The sequence below is a fragment of the Kitasatospora sp. SolWspMP-SS2h genome (assembly GCF_003259315.1).
GTDB classification, from domain to species: domain Bacteria; phylum Actinomycetota; class Actinomycetes; order Streptomycetales; family Streptomycetaceae; genus Kitasatospora; species Kitasatospora fiedleri.
The window spans coordinates 162675-181786 of sequence record NZ_QLLT01000006.1 but is presented as its reverse complement, the minus strand read 5'-3'; the positions used below and the strand labels follow the sequence as shown (position 1 = coordinate 181786).

Annotated in this window: 14 protein-coding genes; 5 read left to right on the top strand and 9 right to left on the bottom strand. The window is 74.1% G+C overall.

Features of this window, described 5'->3' with window-relative positions; all coding sequences use genetic code 11:
• Positions 1 to 100: 100 nt before the first annotated feature.
• Together K353_RS36825 and K353_RS09655 are read left to right on the top strand one after the other, a co-directional pair.
• A complete protein-coding gene (locus K353_RS36825; RefSeq protein ID WP_158585379.1) occupies positions 101 to 2035 on the top strand; it encodes a serine/threonine-protein kinase in 1935 nt (644 codons plus the stop codon).
• A gap of 172 nt (positions 2036 to 2207) precedes the next feature.
• The gene (locus K353_RS09655; RefSeq protein WP_111553157.1) at positions 2208 to 2762 is read left to right on the top strand and encodes a hypothetical protein; all 555 of its coding nucleotides are present in this window, start codon (positions 2208 to 2210) and stop codon (positions 2760 to 2762) included.
• Positions 2763 to 2813: 51 nt separating this feature from the next.
• On the opposite strand, the gene K353_RS09650 is transcribed toward K353_RS09655, so the two are convergent.
• Together K353_RS09650 and K353_RS09645 are read right to left on the bottom strand one after the other, a co-directional pair.
• A complete protein-coding gene (locus K353_RS09650; RefSeq protein ID WP_111553156.1) occupies positions 2814 to 3689 on the bottom strand; it encodes an ABC transporter permease in 876 nt (291 codons plus the stop codon).
• A 91-nt stretch (positions 3690 to 3780) separates the two neighbouring features.
• Positions 3781 to 6591 carry an alpha/beta fold hydrolase gene (locus K353_RS09645; protein WP_111553155.1) on the bottom strand — a complete coding sequence of 937 codons (2811 nt, stop codon included), beginning with the start codon at positions 6589 to 6591 and terminating at the stop codon, positions 3781 to 3783.
• Positions 6592 to 6801: 210 nt separating this feature from the next.
• Between K353_RS09645 and K353_RS09640 the strand changes: the two genes are divergently transcribed.
• Entirely contained in the window at positions 6802 to 7839 is a 1038-nt protein-coding gene (locus K353_RS09640) for a mechanosensitive ion channel family protein (protein ID WP_111553154.1), read from the top strand.
• A gap of 36 nt (positions 7840 to 7875) precedes the next feature.
• Here the strand turns inward: K353_RS09640 and K353_RS09635 are convergent, their stop codons facing one another.
• The gene (locus K353_RS09635) at positions 7876 to 8337 is read right to left on the bottom strand and encodes a GNAT family N-acetyltransferase (protein WP_233533472.1); all 462 of its coding nucleotides are present in this window, start codon (positions 8335 to 8337) and stop codon (positions 7876 to 7878) included.
• 1 nt (position 8338) lies between these two features.
• Complete coding sequence (locus K353_RS09630; protein WP_111553152.1) at positions 8339 to 9277, bottom strand: RluA family pseudouridine synthase; 939 nt, start codon at positions 9275 to 9277, stop codon at positions 8339 to 8341.
• A gap of 159 nt (positions 9278 to 9436) precedes the next feature.
• On the opposite strand from K353_RS09630, the gene K353_RS09625 reads away from it, so the two are divergent.
• Positions 9437 to 10951: an FMN-binding glutamate synthase family protein gene (locus K353_RS09625; RefSeq protein ID WP_111553151.1), complete on the top strand. Its 1515-nt coding sequence runs from the start codon at positions 9437 to 9439 to the stop codon at positions 10949 to 10951.
• 434 nt (positions 10952 to 11385) lie between these two features.
• Here the strand turns inward: K353_RS09625 and lspA are convergent, their stop codons facing one another.
• Together lspA and K353_RS09615 are read right to left on the bottom strand one after the other, a co-directional pair.
• Positions 11386 to 12150: a signal peptidase II gene (lspA, locus tag K353_RS09620; RefSeq protein ID WP_370447578.1), complete on the bottom strand. Its 765-nt coding sequence runs from the start codon at positions 12148 to 12150 to the stop codon at positions 11386 to 11388.
• 66 nt (positions 12151 to 12216) lie between these two features.
• The gene (locus K353_RS09615; RefSeq protein ID WP_233533471.1) at positions 12217 to 12720 is read right to left on the bottom strand and encodes a TraR/DksA family transcriptional regulator; all 504 of its coding nucleotides are present in this window, start codon (positions 12718 to 12720) and stop codon (positions 12217 to 12219) included.
• Between the two features lie 582 nt (positions 12721 to 13302).
• Between K353_RS09615 and ileS the strand changes: the two genes are divergently transcribed.
• Complete coding sequence (ileS, locus tag K353_RS09610) at positions 13303 to 16434, top strand: isoleucine--tRNA ligase (protein ID WP_111553150.1); 3132 nt, start codon at positions 13303 to 13305, stop codon at positions 16432 to 16434.
• Between the two features lie 165 nt (positions 16435 to 16599).
• On the opposite strand, the gene K353_RS09605 is transcribed toward ileS, so the two are convergent.
• The 3 genes from K353_RS09605 to K353_RS09595 form a co-directional block, all read right to left on the bottom strand.
• Positions 16600 to 17937, bottom strand: a complete 1338-nt coding sequence (locus tag K353_RS09605; RefSeq protein WP_111553149.1) for a DivIVA domain-containing protein — start codon at positions 17935 to 17937, stop codon at positions 16600 to 16602.
• 46 nt (positions 17938 to 17983) lie between these two features.
• Entirely contained in the window at positions 17984 to 18274 is a 291-nt protein-coding gene (locus tag K353_RS09600) for a YggT family protein (RefSeq protein ID WP_030463138.1), read from the bottom strand.
• A 76-nt stretch (positions 18275 to 18350) separates the two neighbouring features.
• Complete coding sequence (locus K353_RS09595) at positions 18351 to 18968, bottom strand: cell division protein SepF (RefSeq protein ID WP_111553148.1); 618 nt, start codon at positions 18966 to 18968, stop codon at positions 18351 to 18353.
• Between the last annotated feature and the right edge of the window lie 144 nt (positions 18969 to 19112).

Here is a 19112-nt window from a genome sequence, read left to right as displayed (position 1 = left end):
GTCGGGCGGGACGGGGGGCGGTACCGGCTTCCCAGCGCGCGTCCGAGCGGTCAGAATCGTTACTGACAAGGCATACAACATGCTCGGGGGACTGCGGGACATGTGGGGTCGGGGGACCGTGCTCGGGGGCCGCTACGCCCTCTCCGAACGGCTGGGCAGCGGCGCCATGGGCGAGGTCTGGCGGGCCGAGGACCAGGTGCTGGGCCGACAGGTCGCGGTGAAGATCGTGCTCCCGGCGCTGATGGAGGACGAGGTCTTCGCCGCCCGGTTCCGCCGCGAGGCAACGGTGCTGGCCGCGATGAACCACCGCGGCGTGGTGCACATCCACGACTACGGCGAGGACGACGGCGAGCCCGGCGCGCGGACCGCGTACATCGTGATGGAGCTGCTCACCGGCAGGCCGCTCGACAAGGCCCGCGGCCGCACCGCGTTCCCGCCCGACCGGGCGCTGGACGTCGCCGCCCAGGTGCTGGACGCGCTGCACGCCGCGCACCGGCAGGGCATCGTGCACCGGGACATCAAGCCGTCCAACCTGATGATCGACCGGGACGGGCGGATCACCGTCACCGACTTCGGCATCGCCCGCACCCTCGCCGACACCCGGATCACCACCGCCCACGCGGTGATCGGCACCGCCCTGTACATGGCCCCGGAACGCGCCGAGGGCAAGGACGCCTCGGCCGCCTCCGACCTGTACTCGGTCGGCGTGGTGCTGTACGAACTGCTGTCCGGCGCCGTGCCGTTCACTGGCGGAACGCCGCTCGAAGTGGTGCTCAAGCACGTCCGCGAGCCGCTGCCCGACCTGCCCGCGGAGGTGCCCGCGCCGGTCCGGGCGGTGGTCACCAGGGCGCTCGCCAAGCAGCCGGAGGAGCGCTACCCGGACGCGGCGGCGATGGCGCTCGCCGCCCGGCAGGCGATGTCCACCCCGACCGGGCTCGGCGCGGTGCTCGGCCCGCCCGAACCCGTCGAGACCCCGCCGCTCGTCCCCGCACCCGCACCCGCACCCGTCCCAGTCCCCGCACCCGCCCCCGTCGCGGCCCTCGCGCCCACCGCCCCCGCCGCGGCCGCGGCCGGGGACGGGCGGGCCGCGCGCCGCCGGCTGGCCACCCTGATCCTGCCGGTGGTGCTGGTCACCGGCGGCGGCGTGACGGCCCAGCAGCTCGACCTGCTGCCCTGGCAGCAGAAGCAGGAGCAGCAGGTCGCGTCCGGCTCCGCGCCGGGCCCCGGCGGCCCGGCCACCGGCTCCGCCGACGGCGCCGCCCCGTCCGCCGCCGCCTCCGGCACCGCCCAGGCCGACCCCACCCCGCCCGCCTCCGCCCCGGCCGCCGACCCGGCGGGCAACCCCGTCCCGCCGGGCACCGCCCCCGGCGCCGACACCGGCCGCAACCCGGGCACCGCCAACGGCGGCGGCAGCGGCGGCGGTTCCGGCAACGGCGGCAACTCCGGCGGCACCGCGAACGGCTCGGGCGGCGGCAGCAACCCGGGCACGGGCAGCGGCTCAGGCTCAGGAAATGGCTCAGGAAGCGGCTCCGGCTCCGGTTCCGGCAGCACCCCGAACCAGCCCAAGCCGACCACCCCCGCCGCCACCACCCCGCCCGCCTCCTCCTCGGGCCCGGCCAAGGGCTGCGGCGGCAGCGGCTGGGGCCACCTGGTGAACGTCGGCAGCGGCCGCTCCGTCGGTCTCGGCGCCGACGCCGTCAGCGTGGGCGTCCCGGTGGTGTCCGGCGGCCACACCTCCTACGGCTGGGTCATGAGCACCAGCAACGGCGTGACGGTCTTCACCGCCTGCTCGGCCGGCAGCGGCACCAGCCTCGGCGCCCCCTACGCGGGCAGCCCCAACACCACCGAACTCGCCGGGTCCGGCTCCTACGGCGACATCGCCTACTGGACGCTCGCCGACGCCGGTTCCGGCACCTTCCAGCTGAAGTTCGGCTACGGCGTCCAGAGCTGCCTGACCGACAGCGGCAGCGGCAACGCCCTGAACGTCGGCACCTGCACGCCCGGCGCCAGGACCCAGCTCTTCCGCTTCTCCTGACCCCGCCCCGCGCCCCGGCCGCCAGTCACCCGCCGCCCACCCGCTCCACGCCCGCACCGCACCCACTTCGCGCCCGCACCGCCCGCCCGGCACACCGTCCCCCGACCGGTCTGCCGTCCAACCCCGCTACCCGCCAACGGAGTTGTCGCCCGGCCGGGGCAGAATGCGGGGCATGGCCGAACAGTACTTCTCCGCCTTCGCGGTGGACGCCGCCGTCCTGCACCGCCTCCCCGGCTCGGGCGAGCGCGTACTGCCCGGCGTGCCGCCCTCCGTCGCGCTCACCGAGCTGCTCTCCGGTCGGCTGCGCGCCGACGCGGACTCCCGCTACACCGCCCTGCTGCCCGCCCTGGCGGGCGCGTTCGGCACGCCGCTGGGCGCGGTCTCCGTCCCGGGGCGACACTGGGACGAGCTGACGGAGGTCTTCACCGCGCTCGAACTGCCCGCCCTGGCCGCGCTCTGGTCCCGTCCGTGGCCGTTCCCGGCCGACGCCGCCTACGACTGGCCGTGGCCGTACCCGACCCTCGCGGCCCGCACCGACACCGCCGACCTGCTCGCCGAACTCTCCCTGCTGGCCTCGGAGTCGATCCACGAGCAGGACGTCGAGGCGCTGGACGAGGACGACCTGGAGGAGGCCGCCTGGTTCCTCACCGAGCACCTGCCCGTCTGGGCCTCCCGGGCCCACGCCCTCGGCCTCGACCTGCTCCTGGTCCGCGACGGCGCCCGCTGACCGGCGGCGTCCGGCGCACCCCCGCCCCGCCCCCGCCCCTTCCCGCGGCTCTCAGGACACCACGTCCTTCGCCGCGAACCCGCGGAACGCCAGCGCCAGCAGCACCACCGCGTACGACAGCGACAGCACCACGCCCTGCACCATGCCGCCCCACTCCAACTGCGGTTGCAACGCGTCCGCCCAGGCGTACTGCCAGTGCGCGGGCAGCCACTCGCGCAGCGAGCCGAGCGCGGTGACGGCGTCCAGCACGCCGGTGATGATGGAGGCGAAGACCGCGCCGCCGACCGCGCCGAGCGGGGCGTCCGTCGCCGTGGAGAGCCAGAACGCCAGTGCGCCGACCACGATCTCGGCCAGGAACACGTACAGCACGGCGATCGCCAGCCGGGGCAGCGCCTCGGCGGCGGAGAGCGTCGCCCCGGTGGGGAGCCTGAGGTCGCCCCAGCCGTACGCGGCGGTGCCGACCACCAGGCCGACGGCGGGCAGCAGCAGCACCGCGGCGGCCGAGAACACCATCGCCACGGTGAACTTGCGCACCAGCAGCCGGGCGCGGGGCACCGGCGCGGCCAGCAGGTAGCGCAGCGAGGACCAGCTGGCCTCGGAGGCCACCGTGTCGCCCGCGAACAGCGCGACCGGGATGACCAGCAGGAATCCGGTGCCCATGAACAGCAGCGTGGCGGCGAAGTTCGCCCCGGACGCGGTGGCCAGCTCGATGAACGTGGTGCGGTTCTCCCGCCCGGGCGTGCCGCCGATCTGGAACGCCGCCAGCACGACGAACGGCAGCGCGGCCAGCACCCCACCGACCACCAGGGTCCGGCGGCGGCGCAGTTGGCGCATCGCCTCGACCCGCAGCGGCAGCGTCCGGCCGGGCCGGTAGCCGGGCGCGGCGGTGTTCCGTTCGACGCCGGGACCGAGCACGGTGCCGCTCATGCCACCCCTCCGATCGCGGTCCCGCTCGCGGTCCCACGCGCGGTTCCGTTCGTGGTCCCGCCCGTTCCGCCCGCCCTGCTCGTGGTCCCGCTCATGCCGCTCCTCGGATCAGGGACAGGAAGGCGTCCTCCAGCCGTCGCTGCGGCCCGATGCCGGTCACCGGCACGCCCAGCCGCACCAGTTCGGCGGTCAGCCGGCTCGCGGGCAGGCCGTCCAGCCGGACCAGCAGCCCGCCGTCCACCGCCTCCGCGGCGCCGACGCCGGCCAGCTCGGCCAGCTTCTCGGCGACCGCGGCGGTCCCGTCGAAGCCGTCCTCGACGGAGACCAGCAGCTGTTCGCCCGCGCCGGTGATCTCGGTGGTCGGTCCGGCGACCACCAGCCGTCCGCGCTCCATCACCACCAGGTGGGTGCAGGACTGCTCGACCTCGGCGAGCAGGTGGCTGGAGACGATGACGGTGCGCCCGGCGGCGGCGTACCGGACCATCACCTCGCGCATCTCGCGGATCTGCGGCGGGTCGAGCCCGTTGGTGGGTTCGTCCAGGATCAGCAGGTCGGGCAGGCCGAGCATGGCCTGGGCGATCGCCAGGCGCTGGCGCATGCCCTGCGAGTAGGTGCGCACGGCGCGTTCCAGGGCCTCGCCGAGGCCGGCGATCTCCAGCGCCTCGGCGAAGTGCGCGTCCTCGACGGGGCGTCCGGTGGCCGCCCAGTACGACTCCAGGTTGGCCCGGCCGGAGAGGTGCGGTAGGAAGCCCGCGCCCTCGACGAACGCGCCGACCCGGGAGAGCACCGGCGCGCCCGGCCGGATCGCGTGGCCGAAGACCCGGATCTCGCCCGCGTCGGGGCGGATCAGGCCCATCAGCATCCGCAGCGTGGTGGTCTTGCCCGCGCCGTTGGGGCCGAGCAGGCCGAGCACCTGCCCGGTCTCCACCCGGAAGGAGAGGTCCCGCACCGCGTACCGGTCGGTGGCGCCCCGGTACTTCTTCGTCAGGCCGGTGATCTGCAGCGGCACGCCGGCGAGTTCCGGGTCGGGCGCGGGGGTGGTGTCCCGGCGCCGCCGGGCGAGGACCAGCAGCGCGCCGACCGCCAGCGCGACCAGCGGCAGCACCCAGGTGCGGGCGGGCAGCGGCGCCGACTCGGTGCGCAGCCCGGGCACGGTCGGCACGCTCAGCGGCCCGGCCGCGGCGACGGTGTACGTGGCGGCCGGGGCGGGCGAGGCGTACGCCAGGTCGGTGGCGGCCAGCACCAGCCGCAGCCGGTGCCCGGCCGGGAACTCGTGGTCGACGGCGGGGAGCGCGACCTGGACCGTCCGCCCGCCGTCGGCGTCCGCGCCGGTCACCCGCAGCGGGGCGACGAGCTGCTGCGGCAGGCTCTGCTTGCCGTCGGGGGCGACGTCGTACAGCTTGGCGAACAGCACCGCCTCGGGGGCGTCGGCGCGCACCCGCACCGACACCGACGGGGCGCCGGTCAGGTGCAGGGCGCCGGTCAGCGGGGCCGAGTCGAAGGAGGCGAACTGGCCGGGGAAGTCGATCGACAGGCCCGCGCCGACCGAGGACAGCTGGGCCAGCGCACCGATGCCCGGCAGGGTGGAGATGTTCGGCGGCGCGCCGCCGGGCGGGTTGGCGATCCGCTGCTCCGGGCCGGTCAGTTCGACGCCGCGCCGGGCGGTGCCGCCCAGGCCGGGGTAGGCGTCGGCGTCGGCGCCGCGCAGCACCGCCTGGAAGCCGGTCGAGTCGACGCCGCCGGTGCGGGTGACCCGGAAGGCGGGGCCGGTGTCCGCGCCGTCGCCCTTGAGGTAGTGGTCGAACCAGGCGGTGACCCGGGCGTCCGCGCGGGTGCTGGTCTCCTGGCCGCCGTCGTGGCCCGCGCCGAACCAGTCCACCGCGACGGGCGCGCCGTTCGCGGCCACGGCCCGGGCGATCCGGTCGCCCTGGTCGAGCGGGAAGAGCGAGTCCTGCTGGCCCTGGACCACCAGCGTCGGGACCTTGATCCGGTCCGCCACCGCGGCGGGGCTGGAGTGCTCCAGCAGCGCCACCGCGTCCGCGTCCGGCCGCCCGGCGGCGGCGACCCGGTTGTACATCGCGCACAGCTCGGGCCGGAACCGCCCGCAGCCCACCGGGCCCGACCCCGGAGCGGCCGCCCCCGCCTCAACGCCGGAACCGGAGCCGGAGCCGGAACCCGGGTCCGAACCGGAGCCGGAGCCGAGGCCGGAACCCGGCCCGGACCCCAGCCCGGACGACGAGCCGGTGGTGAAGAAGATCCCGGCCCAGAGCTTCTTGAACACCCCGTCGGCGGCCGAACTCCCCTGCGCGGCCTGCGGGAAGAGCGCGTCGGCCAGGTCGAACCAGGTGATCTGCGGGGCGATCGCGTCGATCCGGCTGTCGTACCCGGCGGCCAGCAGCGACACCGCCCCGCCGTACGAGGCGCCGGTCACGCCGACCTTCGGGTCGCCCGGCCCGTCGAGCTGCACCTCGGGGCGCTGGGCCAACCAGTCCACCAGCCGGGAGACGTCGGCGACCTCGCGCTCCGGCTGGTTCAGCCCGATCTGCCCGGTCGACTTCCCGAACCCGCGCGCCGACCAGGTCAGCACCGCGTACCCGTGCCGGGCCAACTCCTCGGCGCGCCCGCGCAGTTCGTCCTTCGAGCCGCCGAAGCCGTGCGCCAGCAGCACCGCCGGCCGCCGCCCGGAGCCGCCCGCGGTGAAGAAGGAGGTGTCGATCCGGACGCTCTCGGCGCTGCCCGCGACCTCCGGCAGCTCCAGGAACCGGTCCTCCCGGTGCACCCGCTGCGGCTGCCCGGCCACCGCGACCGCCCCGCCGCCGACCAGCAGCGCGGCCGCCACTCCGCCGGCCAGCACCGCCCTGCGCCGGGTCAGCCACCTTCGCCACGCCCCACCGAAGCCCATGGCAGGTGATCCTAACCGGGCGGCAGGTAAGGAAACCGTCAGCCCGCCGACGCGCCCCGACCAAGCCCGACCCGGCACCCACCCGCTCGTCCCGACCCGCCCCGGCCCGGCTGCCGGAACCCCGCCGCGCCCCACGATAAGGTGCGAATCCCCTGATACCGGACTTCCCCGTGCCGGACTCCCCGTACCGGACGCCACCCGAGGTGCCCCGTGCTCTGGCCGCTCGCCAGCCTGCTCACCGCCGTCCTCGCCACCCTGTTCGCCGGCTGGCTGGTCGACCAGGTCCTCCAGCGCCTGGCCGCCCGCCGCCCCGACGCGCCGGTCTGGGGCCTGCTGCGCCGCTGCCGCGTCCCGCTCCAACTGGTGCTGCTCGCCGCCCTGCTGCTCGCCGCCCGGCCGGTCCACCGCGTCCTGCACAGCGACGACGCCGCGGTACGGCACGGTGTCCTGCTGGTGCTGATCGCCTCGCTCGGCTGGCTGTCCGTCCGGGTGCTCGCCGCCGTCCTGGAGGCGTTCCTCAGCCGCTACGAGACGGTCACCGAGGACGCCTCCCGGGTCCGGCGGGTGCGCACCCAGCTCGGCCTGGTCCGCCGGGTCGGCTCCGCCGCGGTCTGGACGGTCACCGTCGGCGCGCTCCTGCTCACCTTCGACACCATGCGCACCGTCGGCACCAGCCTGCTCGCCTCGGCCGGCGTCATCGGCATCATCGCGGGCATCGCCGCCCAGTCCGCCCTGGGCAACTTCTTCGCCGGCCTGCAGATCGCCTTCAGCGACACCGTCCGGATCGGCGACACCGTGGTCGTGGACGGCCAGCAGGGCACCGTCGAGGAGATCACCCTCTCCTACCTGGTGCTGCGCCTGTGGGACTACCGCCGCCTGGTCGTCCCGGTCTCCTACTTCGTCGCCCGGCCGTACGAGAACTGGACCCGCCGCGACCCGGGCCTGCTCGGCTGGGCGCTGTTGCACCTCGACCACCGCACCCCCGTCGACGAGCTGCGCGCCGAACTGGAGCGCCACCTCGCCGGCAGCGAGCTCTGGGACGGCCGGGAGTGGTCGCTCACCGTCACCGACACCACCCCGTCCACCATCGTCGTCCGCGCCGCCATGACCGCCCGCGACCCGGACACCACCGCCGCCCTGCGCCTGGCCGCCCGCGAACACCTGCTGGCGTACCTGCGCGACCACCACCCCGAGGCGCTGCCCCGGGTCCGGACCGAGCAGGACCGGACCGAGCAGGACCGGCCCTAGCGGGACCGGCCCCGGGACGGGCGGCCGACGGGGCCGCTACAGCACGCGCGTCATGGTCCGGTGCGGAATCCCGGCGTCGTCGTACACCGGCCCCTCCGCCACGTACCCCAGCCGCTCGTAGAACCCGAGCGCCTGCACCTGCGCGTGCAGCTCCACCTCGCGCGCCCCGCACTCGCGGCCCAACTCCTCGACGGCGCGCACCAGTCGCGCGCCCAGCCCGGTGCCCCGGGCGGACCCGACCACGGCCAGCCGCCCCAGCAGCACCCGGCCCTCCACCCCGCCGGTGATCCCCAGCGCCTGCGCGCCGGAGATCATCCGGGCGGTGCCGAGCGCCGCCCCGTCCGGGCCGACGGCCAGCAGGTGCGCGGAGGTCGCGTCGTACTCGTCGTACTCCAGCTCCGCGGGCACCTGCTGCTCGACCACGAACACCTCGTGCCGGACGCGGCGCGCCAGCGCCAGGTCCGGCTCCCCGTCGACCACCCGGATCGAGACGTCCATCTCAGCTCTCCGCCGCGATGACGTCCAGCGCGTGCTGGAGGTCATCGGGGTAGGCGGAGCCGAACTCGACCCAGCGCCCGTCCTCGGGGTGCTCGAAGCCGAGCGAGACGGCGTGCAGCCACTGCCGGGTCAGGCCCAGCCGCTTGGCCAGCGTCGGGTCGGCGCCGTAGGTGAGGTCGCCGACGCAGGGGTGGCGCAGCGCCGACATGTGCACCCGGATCTGGTGGGTGCGGCCGGTCTCCAGCTTGATGTCCAGCAGGGACGCGGCCCGGTACGCCTCGATCAGGTCGTAGTGCGTGACGGAGGGCTTGCCGTCCCGGGTGACGGCCCACTTCCAGTCGCTGCTGGGGTGCCGGCCGATCGGCGCGTCCACGGTGCCGGACAGCGGGTCGGGGTGGCCCTGGACCAGCGCGTTGTACTTCTTCTCGGTGACCCGGTCGTGGAACTGCCGCTTCAGGTCGGTGTAGGCCCGCTCGGACTTGGCGACCACCATGATCCCGGAGGTGCCGACGTCGAGGCGGTGCACGACGCCCTGCCGCTCGGCGGCGCCCGAGGTGGAGATCCGGTAGCCGGCCGCGGCCAGGCCGCCGATCACGGTCGGTCCGGTCCAGCCGGGGCTGGGGTGGGCGGCGACGCCGACCGGCTTGTCGACGACCACGACGTGGTCGTCGTCGTGGATGATCCGCATGCCCTCGACGGCCTCGGCGACGATCTGCACCGGCGCCGCGGGGGCCGGGATCTCGACCTCCAGCCAGGACCCGGCGGTGACCCGGTCCGACTTCCCCGCGACCGCGCCGTCCAGCGTCACCTTGCCCTCGGCGGCGAGTTCGGCGGCCTTGGTGCGGGAGAACCCGAACATCCGGGCCAGGGCGGCGTCCAGCCGCTCGCCCTCCAGGCCGTCGGGTACGGGGAGGCTACGGGTCTGCGCTGCGATGCTCACCCACCCGAGTATGCCCGACCCGCACCTCCCCCCGACCCCACCGGGGCCCCCGCACCCCCTGGCCGCCGGCCGCTCCGGGACGCCTCCTAGCATCGCCGTGCACCACCACACGACGGCCCGGTCGACGGCGACGGGGCCGGACCCGAGGGGGGAACGCCCATGAAGGCCCGCACCATCGGCACCGCCGCCGCGGCCGCGGTGGCCGCGCTCGCGGCCCGCGACCTGATGCAGAAGCGCCACGCGCTGCTGCGCAACTTCCCGGTGGCGGGGCACGCCCGCTACCTGCTGGAGCGGATCGGCCCGGAGCTGCGGCAGTACATCGTGACCTCCAACGAGGAGGAGCGCCCGTTCAGCCGCGACCAGCGCAGCTGGATCTACGCCTCCGCCAAGGAGGAGAACAACTACTTCGGGTTCGGCACCGAGGTGGACGTCGCGCACGTCCAGGGCCACGCCTACCTGAAGCAGCGCACCTTCGCCGGCCCGCTGCCCGACGCCCACGACCCGGACGCCCCGCTGCCCTCGGCCAAGGTGCTGGGCGGCCCGCGCGGGCGCGCCCGGGCGTTCCGCCCGACCAGCGTGGTGAACGTCTCCGCGATGAGCTTCGGCTCGCTCTCCGGCGCCGCGATCACCGCCCTGAACGAGGGCGCCGCGCAGGCCGGCGCGCTGCACAACACCGGCGAGGGCGGCCTGTCCCCCTACCACCGCCGGGGCGGCGACCTGGTCCTCCAGCTGGGCACCTCGTACTTCGGGTGCCGCGACGAGTACGGCCGCTTCGACCTCCGCCGGTTCAAGGAGGTGGTGGCCTCCGCGCCGGTCCGGGCGATCGAGATCAAGCTCTCCCAGGGCGCCAAGCCGGGCCTGGGCGGCATGCTGCCGGGCGCCAAGGTGACCCCGGAGATCGCCGGCATCCGCGGCATACCGGTCGGGAAGGACTGCGCCTCGCCGTCCCGGCACAGCGCGTTCGGCGACGCCGACTCGATGCTGGACTTCGTCGAGCTGCTGGCCGCCGAGACCGGCCTGCCGGTCGGGATCAAGAGCGCGGTCGGCGAGCTGGGCTTCTGGCAGGAGCTGGCCTCGATGATGGCGCGCGGCGACCGCGGCGTGGACTTCGTGACCGTCGACGGCGGCGAGGGCGGCACCGGCGCGGCGCCGCGGATCTTCGCCGACTCGGTGGCGCTGCCGTTCCGGATGGGCTTCACCCGGGTCTACGGCACCTTCGCCGAGCTCGGGCTGACCGACCGGCTGACCTTCGTCGGCTCCGGCAAGCTCGGCCTGCCCGAGAACGCCGCGGTGGCCTTCGCGCTGGGCGCCGACCTGGTCAACGTGGCCCGCGAGGCGATGCTGTCCATCGGCTGCATCCAGGCCCAGAAGTGCCACACCGACCGGTGCCCGACCGGCATCGCCACCCAGAACCCGTGGCTGGCCCGCGGCGTCGACCCGGTCTCCAAGGCCGCCCGGGCCGCCGCCTACCTGCGCACCCTGCGCCGGGAGCTGACCAAGGTCTCCGCGGCGCTCGGCGTCGCCCACCCCTCGCTGATCACCCCGGACGACATCGAGGTGCTGAACGGCGACTACGAGGCCCGCACGCTGGGCGCGGTCTACGGCTACAAGGAGGGCTGGGGCCGGCTCGGCCCGGAGCTCGCCGCGGAGATCACCGCCCTGCTCACCGCCTGACCGGCCCCGCACCGCCCGCGTCCCCGGCGCGGCAGCACTGCGTCGGCCTCCGCCCTCACCGCAGCAGCAGCACCGCGCCGGCCCCGGCCGGCGCCGCCGGCAGCACGACGGCGACCACGTGCGCCGCCGTGTCCCACCCCGGGGGCGGCGGTCGGCCGCCGGGTCCAGGGTGGACTCCGCCGGGTCCGCGGGCGTGTGGTGCACCGTCACCTCGCGCCCGCGCGCCCCGGCCGGCGACCCGGCCGCGCCGACCGGCGCCACCGCGCCCCCACCCCGCGCCCCACCCCCGCGCACCACGGCAGCGGGACCCCCCACGCGTCCCTCCCCGGCCGCCGTCCCGTCCCGGAGCGCTCTGCCCGATCGGACGGGCCCGGACGCGGCGGTGCCCGCCGGACCGGGGGTCCGACGGGCACACGGGCTGGGTTCTCGCGGGCTCAGCCCTCGCGGTCCGGCTCGGCGGCCGGTTCCGGCTTCGCCGCCCCGGCGCGCGGGGCGCCGTGCACGCTGCCGTCCGGGTTGGAGCCGCGGAAGGAGAGCAGCACGACCAGGATGCCGCCGCAGACGATCGCCGAGTCGGCCAGGTTGAAGACCGCGAAGTGCTGGACCGAGATGAAGTCCACCACGTGCCCGCGGAACACCCCCGGGGAGCGGAACAGCCGGTCGGTGAGGTTGCCGAGCGCGCCGCCGAGCAGCAGGCCGAGGGCGATCGCCCAGGGCAGGCTGTAGAGGCGGCGGGCGATCCGCCAGATCACCACGATGACGCCGGCGGCGATCGCGGTGAACAGCACCGTCATCGCCTGGCCCATGCCGAACGCGGCGCCGCCGTTGCGGATCACCTGGAAGGTCATCCAGTCGCCGATCACCTTGATCGGCTCGCTGCGGCCCTCCAGCCTGGAGACCACCAGCAGCTTGGAGCCGAGGTCGATCAGGTAGGCCAGCACCGCGACGGCCAGCAGCAGGCTGATCCGGCGGCGGCGGACCACCACCCGGATGCCCTCGGCGGCGGTCGCCCCGGCGGCTGGCGCGGCCGGTTCGGGCTCCGCGGGGGTCACCGGCTCACCCGCCCCGGTGGGCCGGACGAGGGGGACGGCGTCGTCCTGGGTCTGGTGGGAACCTGGCGTGCTGATGATCCGCTCCGCTGCCGTGTGGAATGCCGGGTGGAATGCCGGTCGACGTACTTGGGGACGAGGGTACGGCACCACCCGCCCCGTTGGCCGCCGCGGCCGGGATTGTCCGGTCGCGGGCCGGTCGACCGGCACCGGCGGTCAGCGGCGTTCCTGCTTGGCCTTGCAGCTGACGCAGAGCGTGGCGCGCGGGAAGGCCTGCAGCCGGGCCTTGCCGACCGGCTCGCCGCAGGACTCGCACAGGCCGAAGCCGGTGCCCTCCAGGCGGGCCAGGGCGCGCTCGGTCTGGGCGAGGCTGTCGCGGGCGTTGTTGGCGAGCGAGAGCTCGCTCTCCCGGTTGATGTTCTTGGTGCCGGCGTCGACCTGGTCGTCGCCCGCGCCGTCGTTGGAGTCCCGCATCAGGCCGGCGATGGCGGCCTCGGAGGCCTCGATCTCGGCGCGCAGCCGGACGATGTCGGCGGCCAGCTCGTCGTGCAGCTCGGCGACCTCCTCGGCCGTCCACGGGTCCTCCCCGGGGCGGACCGGCAGCTCGGCCGGGTCGACCGACTCGGCGCCGCCGCGGGCCCCCGCGCCCGCCGGCACGTGGGTGCGGCTGGTCGCCTCGGTGTGTCCGGTGGTGCCGGTCTTTCGCCGCGCAGTAGTCACGGTCCCCTCCCCTGGGTCGCCCGCCACGGCCTCGCGCGACCCCTTGGTCACGGTTCCTGTCGCCTTCTCAGCCATGGCTTTCGACCTCATTCACGAATGATCAGAAGCGTCGGTTCCCGACGATCTTGCCGGTCCCGGAACGATAAACCCCATCGAATCAGCCCACAACGGGACATACCGAAGCGCCTCACCGATCCCACCCGCGCAGCCCTCGTCGGGTCGACGCTGCACAGGTTGTGCCCAGATCGCCCCCGCCTAACCACCCGGCGCCCCGGCTCGCGGGTGCGCAAAGCCGCTTGCGGGGGCCGATACACTGGGCCGTGCAAGGCGCAGATGGGACGAGTACCGACGTACGCAGCCAGGAGCGACCCGGGGGCGGTGTGAGCCCGGGGGTGTGCGCGGCGGGAAGATCACCCCGGAGCCGCCGGAAGAACGGCCCGCCACGGGCCCGGTAGAACCGGCCGCAAACCCAACGAGAGGGCCGCAGCGCGCGCGGTCAAGGAGGGTGGTACCGCGGGGCGGCTCGCCGCCTCGTCCCTCCGTCGGAGCCAGTCCACGCATCCGCCGGAGGTAGACGCCCCCATGTCGCCCACGTACAACGACGTCCCCAAGCAGGTCGACCTGCCCGCCCTGGAGCACCGGATCCTGTCCTTCTGGCAGGAGCGGCAGGTCTTCCAGCGCAGCCTGGAGCAGTCCGAGGGCCGCCCCGAGTGGGTGTTCTACGAGGGCCCGCCGACCGCCAACGGCATGCCGGGCGCGCACCACATCGAGGCCCGGGTCTTCAAGGACGTCTTCCCGCGCTACCGCACCATGAAGGGCTACCACGTCGCCCGCAAGGCCGGCTGGGACTGCCACGGCCTGCCGGTCGAGCTCGCGGTGGAGAAGGAGCTGGGCTTCTCCGGCAAGCCGGACATCGAGAAGTACGGCATCGCCGAGTTCAACGCCAAGTGCCGCGAGTCGGTGACCCGGCACACCGACGCGTTCGCCGAGCTGACCGAGCGGATGGGCTACTGGGTCGACCTCGACCAGGCGTACCGCACCATGGACCCGTCCTACATCGAGTCGGTCTGGTGGTCGCTCCAGCAGATCTTCGACAAGGGCCTGCTGGTCCAGGACCACCGGGTCGCCCCGTGGTGCCCGCGCTGCGGCACCGGCCTGTCCGACCACGAACTGGCCCAGGGCTACGAGACCGTGGTCGACCCCTCGGTGTTCGTCCGCTTCCCGCTCACCTCCGGCCCGCTGGCCGGCACCGCCGCCCTGCTGGTGTGGACCACCACCCCGTGGACGCTGGTCTCCAACACCGCCGCCGCCGTCCACCCCGGGGTGACCTACGTGGTCGCCACCGACGGGAACGAGCGCCTGGTGGTCGCCGAGCCGCTGCTGGCCAAGGCCCTCGGCGAGGGCTGGGAGGCCACCGGCGAGTCCTTCACCGGCGCCGAGATGGAGCGCTGGGCCTACCGGCGCCCGTTCGACCTGATCGAGGTCCCGGACGCCCACTACGTCCTGAACGCCGAGTACGTCACCACCGAGGACGGCACCGGCATCGTCCACCAGTCGCCCGCGTTCGGCGCCGACGACCTCGCCACCTGCCGCCGCTACGGCCTGCCCGTGGTCAACCCGGTGGAGACCGACGGCACCTTCGCCCCCGACGTGCCGCTGGTCGGCGGGGTGTTCTTCAAGAAGGCCGACGAGACCCTGGTCGCCGACCTCGCCGCCCGCGGCCTGCTCTTCCGCCACCTCCCGTACGAGCACAGCTACCCGCACTGCTGGCGCTGCCACACCGCGCTGCTCTACTACGCGCAGCCGTCCTGGTACATCCGGACCACCGCCGTCAAGGACGCGATGATCCGCGAGAACGAGGCCACCAACTGGTACCCGGAGACGGTCAAGCACGGCCGCTTCGGTGACTGGCTGAACAACAACATCGACTGGGCGCTGTCCCGCAACCGCTACTGGGGCACCCCGCTGCCGATCTGGCGCTGCGAGGACGACCACCTGACCTGCGTCGGCTCGCTCGCCCAGCTCTCCGAGCTGACCGGCACCGACCAGTCCGGCCTGGACCCGCACCGCCCGTACATCGACGAGGTCACCTTCCCCTGCCCGCGGTGCTCCGCCACCGCGGTCCGGGTGCCCGAGGTGATCGACGCCTGGTACGACTCGGGCTCGATGCCGTTCGCGCAGTACGGATACCCGTACCGCAACAAGGAGTTGTTCGAGAAGCGCTACCCGGCGCAGTTCATCTCCGAGGCGATCGACCAGACCCGCGGCTGGTTCTACACCCTGATGGCCGTCGGCACCCTGGTGTTCGACCGGAGCAGCTACGAGAACGTCGTCTGCCTGGGCCACATCCTGGCCGAGGACGGCCGCAAGATGTCCAAGCACCTGGGCAACATCCTGCAGCCGATCCCGCTGATGGACCAGCACGGCGCCGACGCGGTGCGCTGGTTCATGGCCGCCGGCGGCTCCCCCTGGTCGGCCCGCCGGGTCGGCCACGGCACCATCCAGGAGGTGGTCCGCAAGACCCTGCTGACCTTCTGGAGCACCGTCGCCTTCCAGGCCCAGTACGCCCGCGCCGCCGGCTGGGCCCCGACCGCGGCCGACCCGGCCCCGGCCGAGCGGCAGCCGCTGGACCGCTGGACGCTGTCCGAACTGCACACCCTGGTGCGCGAGGTGGACGCCGCCTACGAGGCGTACGACACCCAGCGGGCCGGCAAGCTGCTGTCCGGCTTCATCGACGACCTGTCCAACTGGTACGTCCGCCGCAGCCGCCGCCGCTTCTGGCAGGGCGACGCCGCCGCGCTGGCCACCCTGCACGAGGCGCTGGAGACGGTCACCCGGCTGATGGCCCCGCTCACCCCGTTCATCACCGAGCGGGTCTGGCAGGACCTGGTCGTCCCGGTCGTCCCGGACGCCCCGGCCTCGGTCCACCTGAGCAGCTGGCCGGTCGCCGACGAGAGCCTGATCGACCCGGTGCTGGCCGCCCGGATGGTGCTGGTCCGCCGCCTGGTCGAGCTCGGCCGCGCCACCCGGGCCGGCAGCGGCGTCAAGACCCGCCAGCCGCTGCTGCGCGCGCTGATCGCCGTCCAGGGCTGGGAGGACCTCCCGGCCGAGCTGCGCGTCCAGGTCGCCGAGGAGCTCAACGTCGCCGCGCTCGAATCCCTCGCCGAGGTCGGGGGCTCGCTGGTCGACACCTCCGCCAAGGCCAACTTCCGCGCGCTCGGCAAGCGCTTCGGCAAGGGCGTCCAGGAGGTCGCCAAGGCGGTCGCCGCCGCCGACGCGGCCCGGCTCTCCGCCGAGCTGCGCGCCACCGGCGCCACCACGGTCGAACTGGACGGCGAGCCGGTCACCCTCTCCCCCGAGGAGGTGATCATCACCGAGACCCCGCGCGAGGGCTGGGCCGTCGCCAACGAGTCCGGCGCCACCGTCGCCCTCGACCTGACGATCACCCCCGAGCTCAAGCGCCTCGGCGTGGCCCGCGACGCGATCCGTCAGATCCAGGACGCCCGCAAGGTCTCCGGCCTCGACATCGTCGACCACATCCACCTGCAGCTCGCCACCACCGACCAGGACACCCTGGCCGGCCTCACCGAGCACCAGTCCCTGATCGCCGAGGAGGTCCTCGCCGACTCCCTCGGCCTGGCCGTCACCGACCCCGACGCCCCGCGCTTCACCGACGAGGACCTCGCCCTGGAGTTCACCCTCCGCAAGGTCTGACCCCCCGGTCCCCCGGCCGGGCCGCGCGGAGGCGGCGCACCACCGCCCTCCGCGCGGCCCGGCCGGCGCTCCCCGCCGCGCCGCCCGCGGTTCCCCGCACACGGCGAAGGGCGCCCCCGGCCGCGATGGCCAAGGGCGCCCTTTCGGTCGCGCGTTCCGGAACCGCTAGTTGTCGCCGTCCTCGTCGATCAGGAAGCCCCGCATCGGAGCGGGCGCCTGCTGCATCGGCTGCGGGGGCTGCGGCCGCACGGCCGCCATCGGCTGGGTCATGCCCGCCGGCGCCATCGCCCCGTTGCCGCCCGCCGAGGAGCCGCCGCCGAAGGACGGGGCACCGGAGGAGCTGCCGAAGGAGGAGCCGCCGAAGGACTGGTTCCCGCCGAAGGACGGGCTGGAGCCGAAGGACGGCGCCGGGGAGGACATCGCGCTGGCACCGGCGGGGGCCATCGACGACGCGGCCGGCGGCAGCGACGCGGTGGCGGGGATCCGCGGCGGGGCGAGCGAGTCGTCCGCCTGCGACTCCAGCTGGCGCAGCTGGGTCTCCAGGTAGGACTTCAGCCGCGTGCGGTACTCGCGCTCGAAGGCGCGCAGGTCCTCGACCTTGCGCTCCAGGGTGGCGCGGGCGGACTCCAGCGAGCCCATCGCGACGCGGTGCTTCTCCTGGGCGTCCCGCTCCAGGGCGTCGGCCTTGGCGCGGGCGTCCCGCTCCAGGCCCTCGGCGCGGCTGCGGGCCTCGCCGACGATCTTGTTGGCCTCGGAGCGGGCCTCGGAGATGGCCTGGTCCGCGGTCTGCTGGGCGAGCGCCAGCACCCGGGCCGCGCTGTCGCCGCCGGGGCTCTGCTGCTGCTGCATCGGGTTGCCCATCGGGCCGCCCATCGGCTGCAGTTGGCCGCCCATGGGCTGGAGCTGCTGCCCGCCCATGCCCTGGCCCATCTGCTGCTGCATCGGGTTGCCCATCGGCTGCAGCATCTGGCCGCCCATCGGCTGGACCAGCTGCTGCTGGCCGCCCATGGTCTGGCCCATCTGCTGCTGCATCGGGTTGCCCATCGGGCCGCCCATGCCCTGCTGCGGGCCGGCGGGCAGCTGCGGGGCACCGGAGGGCAGGCCGAGCGGCTGGTTGCCCATGCCCTGCTGATTGCCCATACCCTGCTGATTGCCCATACCCTGCTGGTTGCCCATGCCCTGCTGGGGGCCGCCGAGCTGCTGCGGACCGGGGCCCTGCTGGCCGGGCACCGGCGGGCCGGATATGGCGGCGGGGACGGGCGCGCCGGGGCGGCCGCCGTCCTGCGGGGCCTGCTGCTCCTTGCGCATGTTGGCCTGGTTCTGCGCGGCGGCACGCGTGGCGGCGGCCAACTTGGCGCGCAGGTCCTCGTTCTCGCGCAGCAGGCGGGTCAGCTCGGCTTCGACCTCGTCGAGGAAGGCATCGACCTCGTCCTCGTCATAGCCTTCGCGCAGCCGGACGGTCGTGAACTGCTTGTTCCGAACGTCCTCGGGGGTCAATGGCATCTCTTCACCTCAACGTGATCGTCGGACCGGCATCCTGTCGCATCGTTCAGAACGACAGGCGCTGCACGAGCGAGATCAGGACATACACAATGATCATCAGTACGAAGAAGGACAGGTCGAGCGCCACGCCCCCGAGACGCAACGGCGGAATGAAACGCCGAAGAAGCTTGAGTGGCGGATCCGTGACAGTGTACGTGGCCTCCAGCACCACGACCATGGGCTTCCCGGGACGCCATGAACGGGCGAACTGGAACACCCAGTCCATGACGAGTCGGAAGAGCAGGATCAGCAGGAACACGGTCAGCACCCAGTAGAGCACCGAACCGAAGATCCCCATCGCGTCTCCCTCTCCCTGGCCGACGTACCGTCAGTGACGCTCTGTCAACAGACCCACACATGCGGTCGTGGTCGGGTCAGCTCTGGTTGAAGAACCCACCCTCGGCGATCCGAGCCTTGTCCTCCGCCGTTACATCGACGTTAGCAGGCGACAGCAGGAACACCTTCTGTGTCACGCGCTCGATACTGCCGTGCAGACCGAAGACGAGTCCAGCGGCGAAGTCTACGAGCCGCTTGGCGTCCGTGTCGTCCATCTCGGTCAAATTCATGATCACGGGAGTGCCGCCGCGGAACTGTTCCCCGATGGTACGGGCCTCGTTGTAGGTCCTCGGGTGCAGCGTGGTGATGCGGTACGGCTCTCGTTCGTTGACGACCTTGGGCATGATCACCGGGGTGCTCTTCTCCAGGTTGCGGTGACGCTCGGATGTGATGGACGACACGGGTGCCATCCGCGGCTGCTCCTGCCGGATCGGGACCGCGGCGGGCACCGGCTGGGGCGCGATGTGCGCCACGGGCGCCGGCTGCGGGACGGGTGCGGCGGGGGCGGGGGCGGCCCGGAGGTCCTCGGTCCGGCCGGTGCGGATGGGCTCCGGGTCCGCGTCGTAGTCGTCGTCGGGGTCGTACCCCTGGCTGTCGTAGGTCTCGTCCTCGACCAGACCGAGATAGACCGCCATCTTGCGCATCGCGCCGGCCATGCTGCTGTCTCCTCCGCTCATGCGCCCACCGTGTCGCCCTGCGGATGCCGCGGTCCTCCTACGACCGGTCAGGCCGACGGTCCGTCAGACCGCGGAGGTACGCTCGGAATGCGATCCACGGTTTACCAGCAGACTGATCATCTG

What these genes read in the sequence shown, in the direction of transcription:
- K353_RS36825 (WP_158585379.1), top strand. Translation starts at nt 101, where the DNA reads ATGTGGGGTCGGGGGACCGTGCTCGGGGGCCGCTACGCCCTCTCCGAA.
- K353_RS09655 (WP_111553157.1), top strand. Translation starts at nt 2,208, where the DNA reads ATGGCCGAACAGTACTTCTCCGCCTTCGCGGTGGACGCCGCCGTCCTG.
- K353_RS09650 (WP_111553156.1), bottom strand. Translation starts at nt 3,689, where the DNA reads ATGAGCGGCACCGTGCTCGGTCCCGGCGTCGAACGGAACACCGCCGCG.
- K353_RS09645 (WP_111553155.1), bottom strand. Translation starts at nt 6,591, where the DNA reads ATGGGCTTCGGTGGGGCGTGGCGAAGGTGGCTGACCCGGCGCAGGGCG.
- K353_RS09635 (WP_233533472.1), bottom strand. Translation starts at nt 8,337, where the DNA reads ATGGACGTCTCGATCCGGGTGGTCGACGGGGAGCCGGACCTGGCGCTG.
- K353_RS09625 (WP_111553151.1), top strand. Translation starts at nt 9,437, where the DNA reads ATGAAGGCCCGCACCATCGGCACCGCCGCCGCGGCCGCGGTGGCCGCG.
- ileS (WP_111553150.1), top strand. Translation starts at nt 13,303, where the DNA reads ATGTCGCCCACGTACAACGACGTCCCCAAGCAGGTCGACCTGCCCGCC.
- K353_RS09605 (WP_111553149.1), bottom strand. Translation starts at nt 17,937, where the DNA reads ATGCCATTGACCCCCGAGGACGTTCGGAACAAGCAGTTCACGACCGTC.
- K353_RS09600 (WP_030463138.1), bottom strand. Translation starts at nt 18,274, where the DNA reads ATGGGGATCTTCGGTTCGGTGCTCTACTGGGTGCTGACCGTGTTCCTG.
- K353_RS09595 (WP_111553148.1), bottom strand. Translation starts at nt 18,968, where the DNA reads ATGGCCGGCGCGATGCGCAAGATGGCGGTCTATCTCGGTCTGGTCGAG.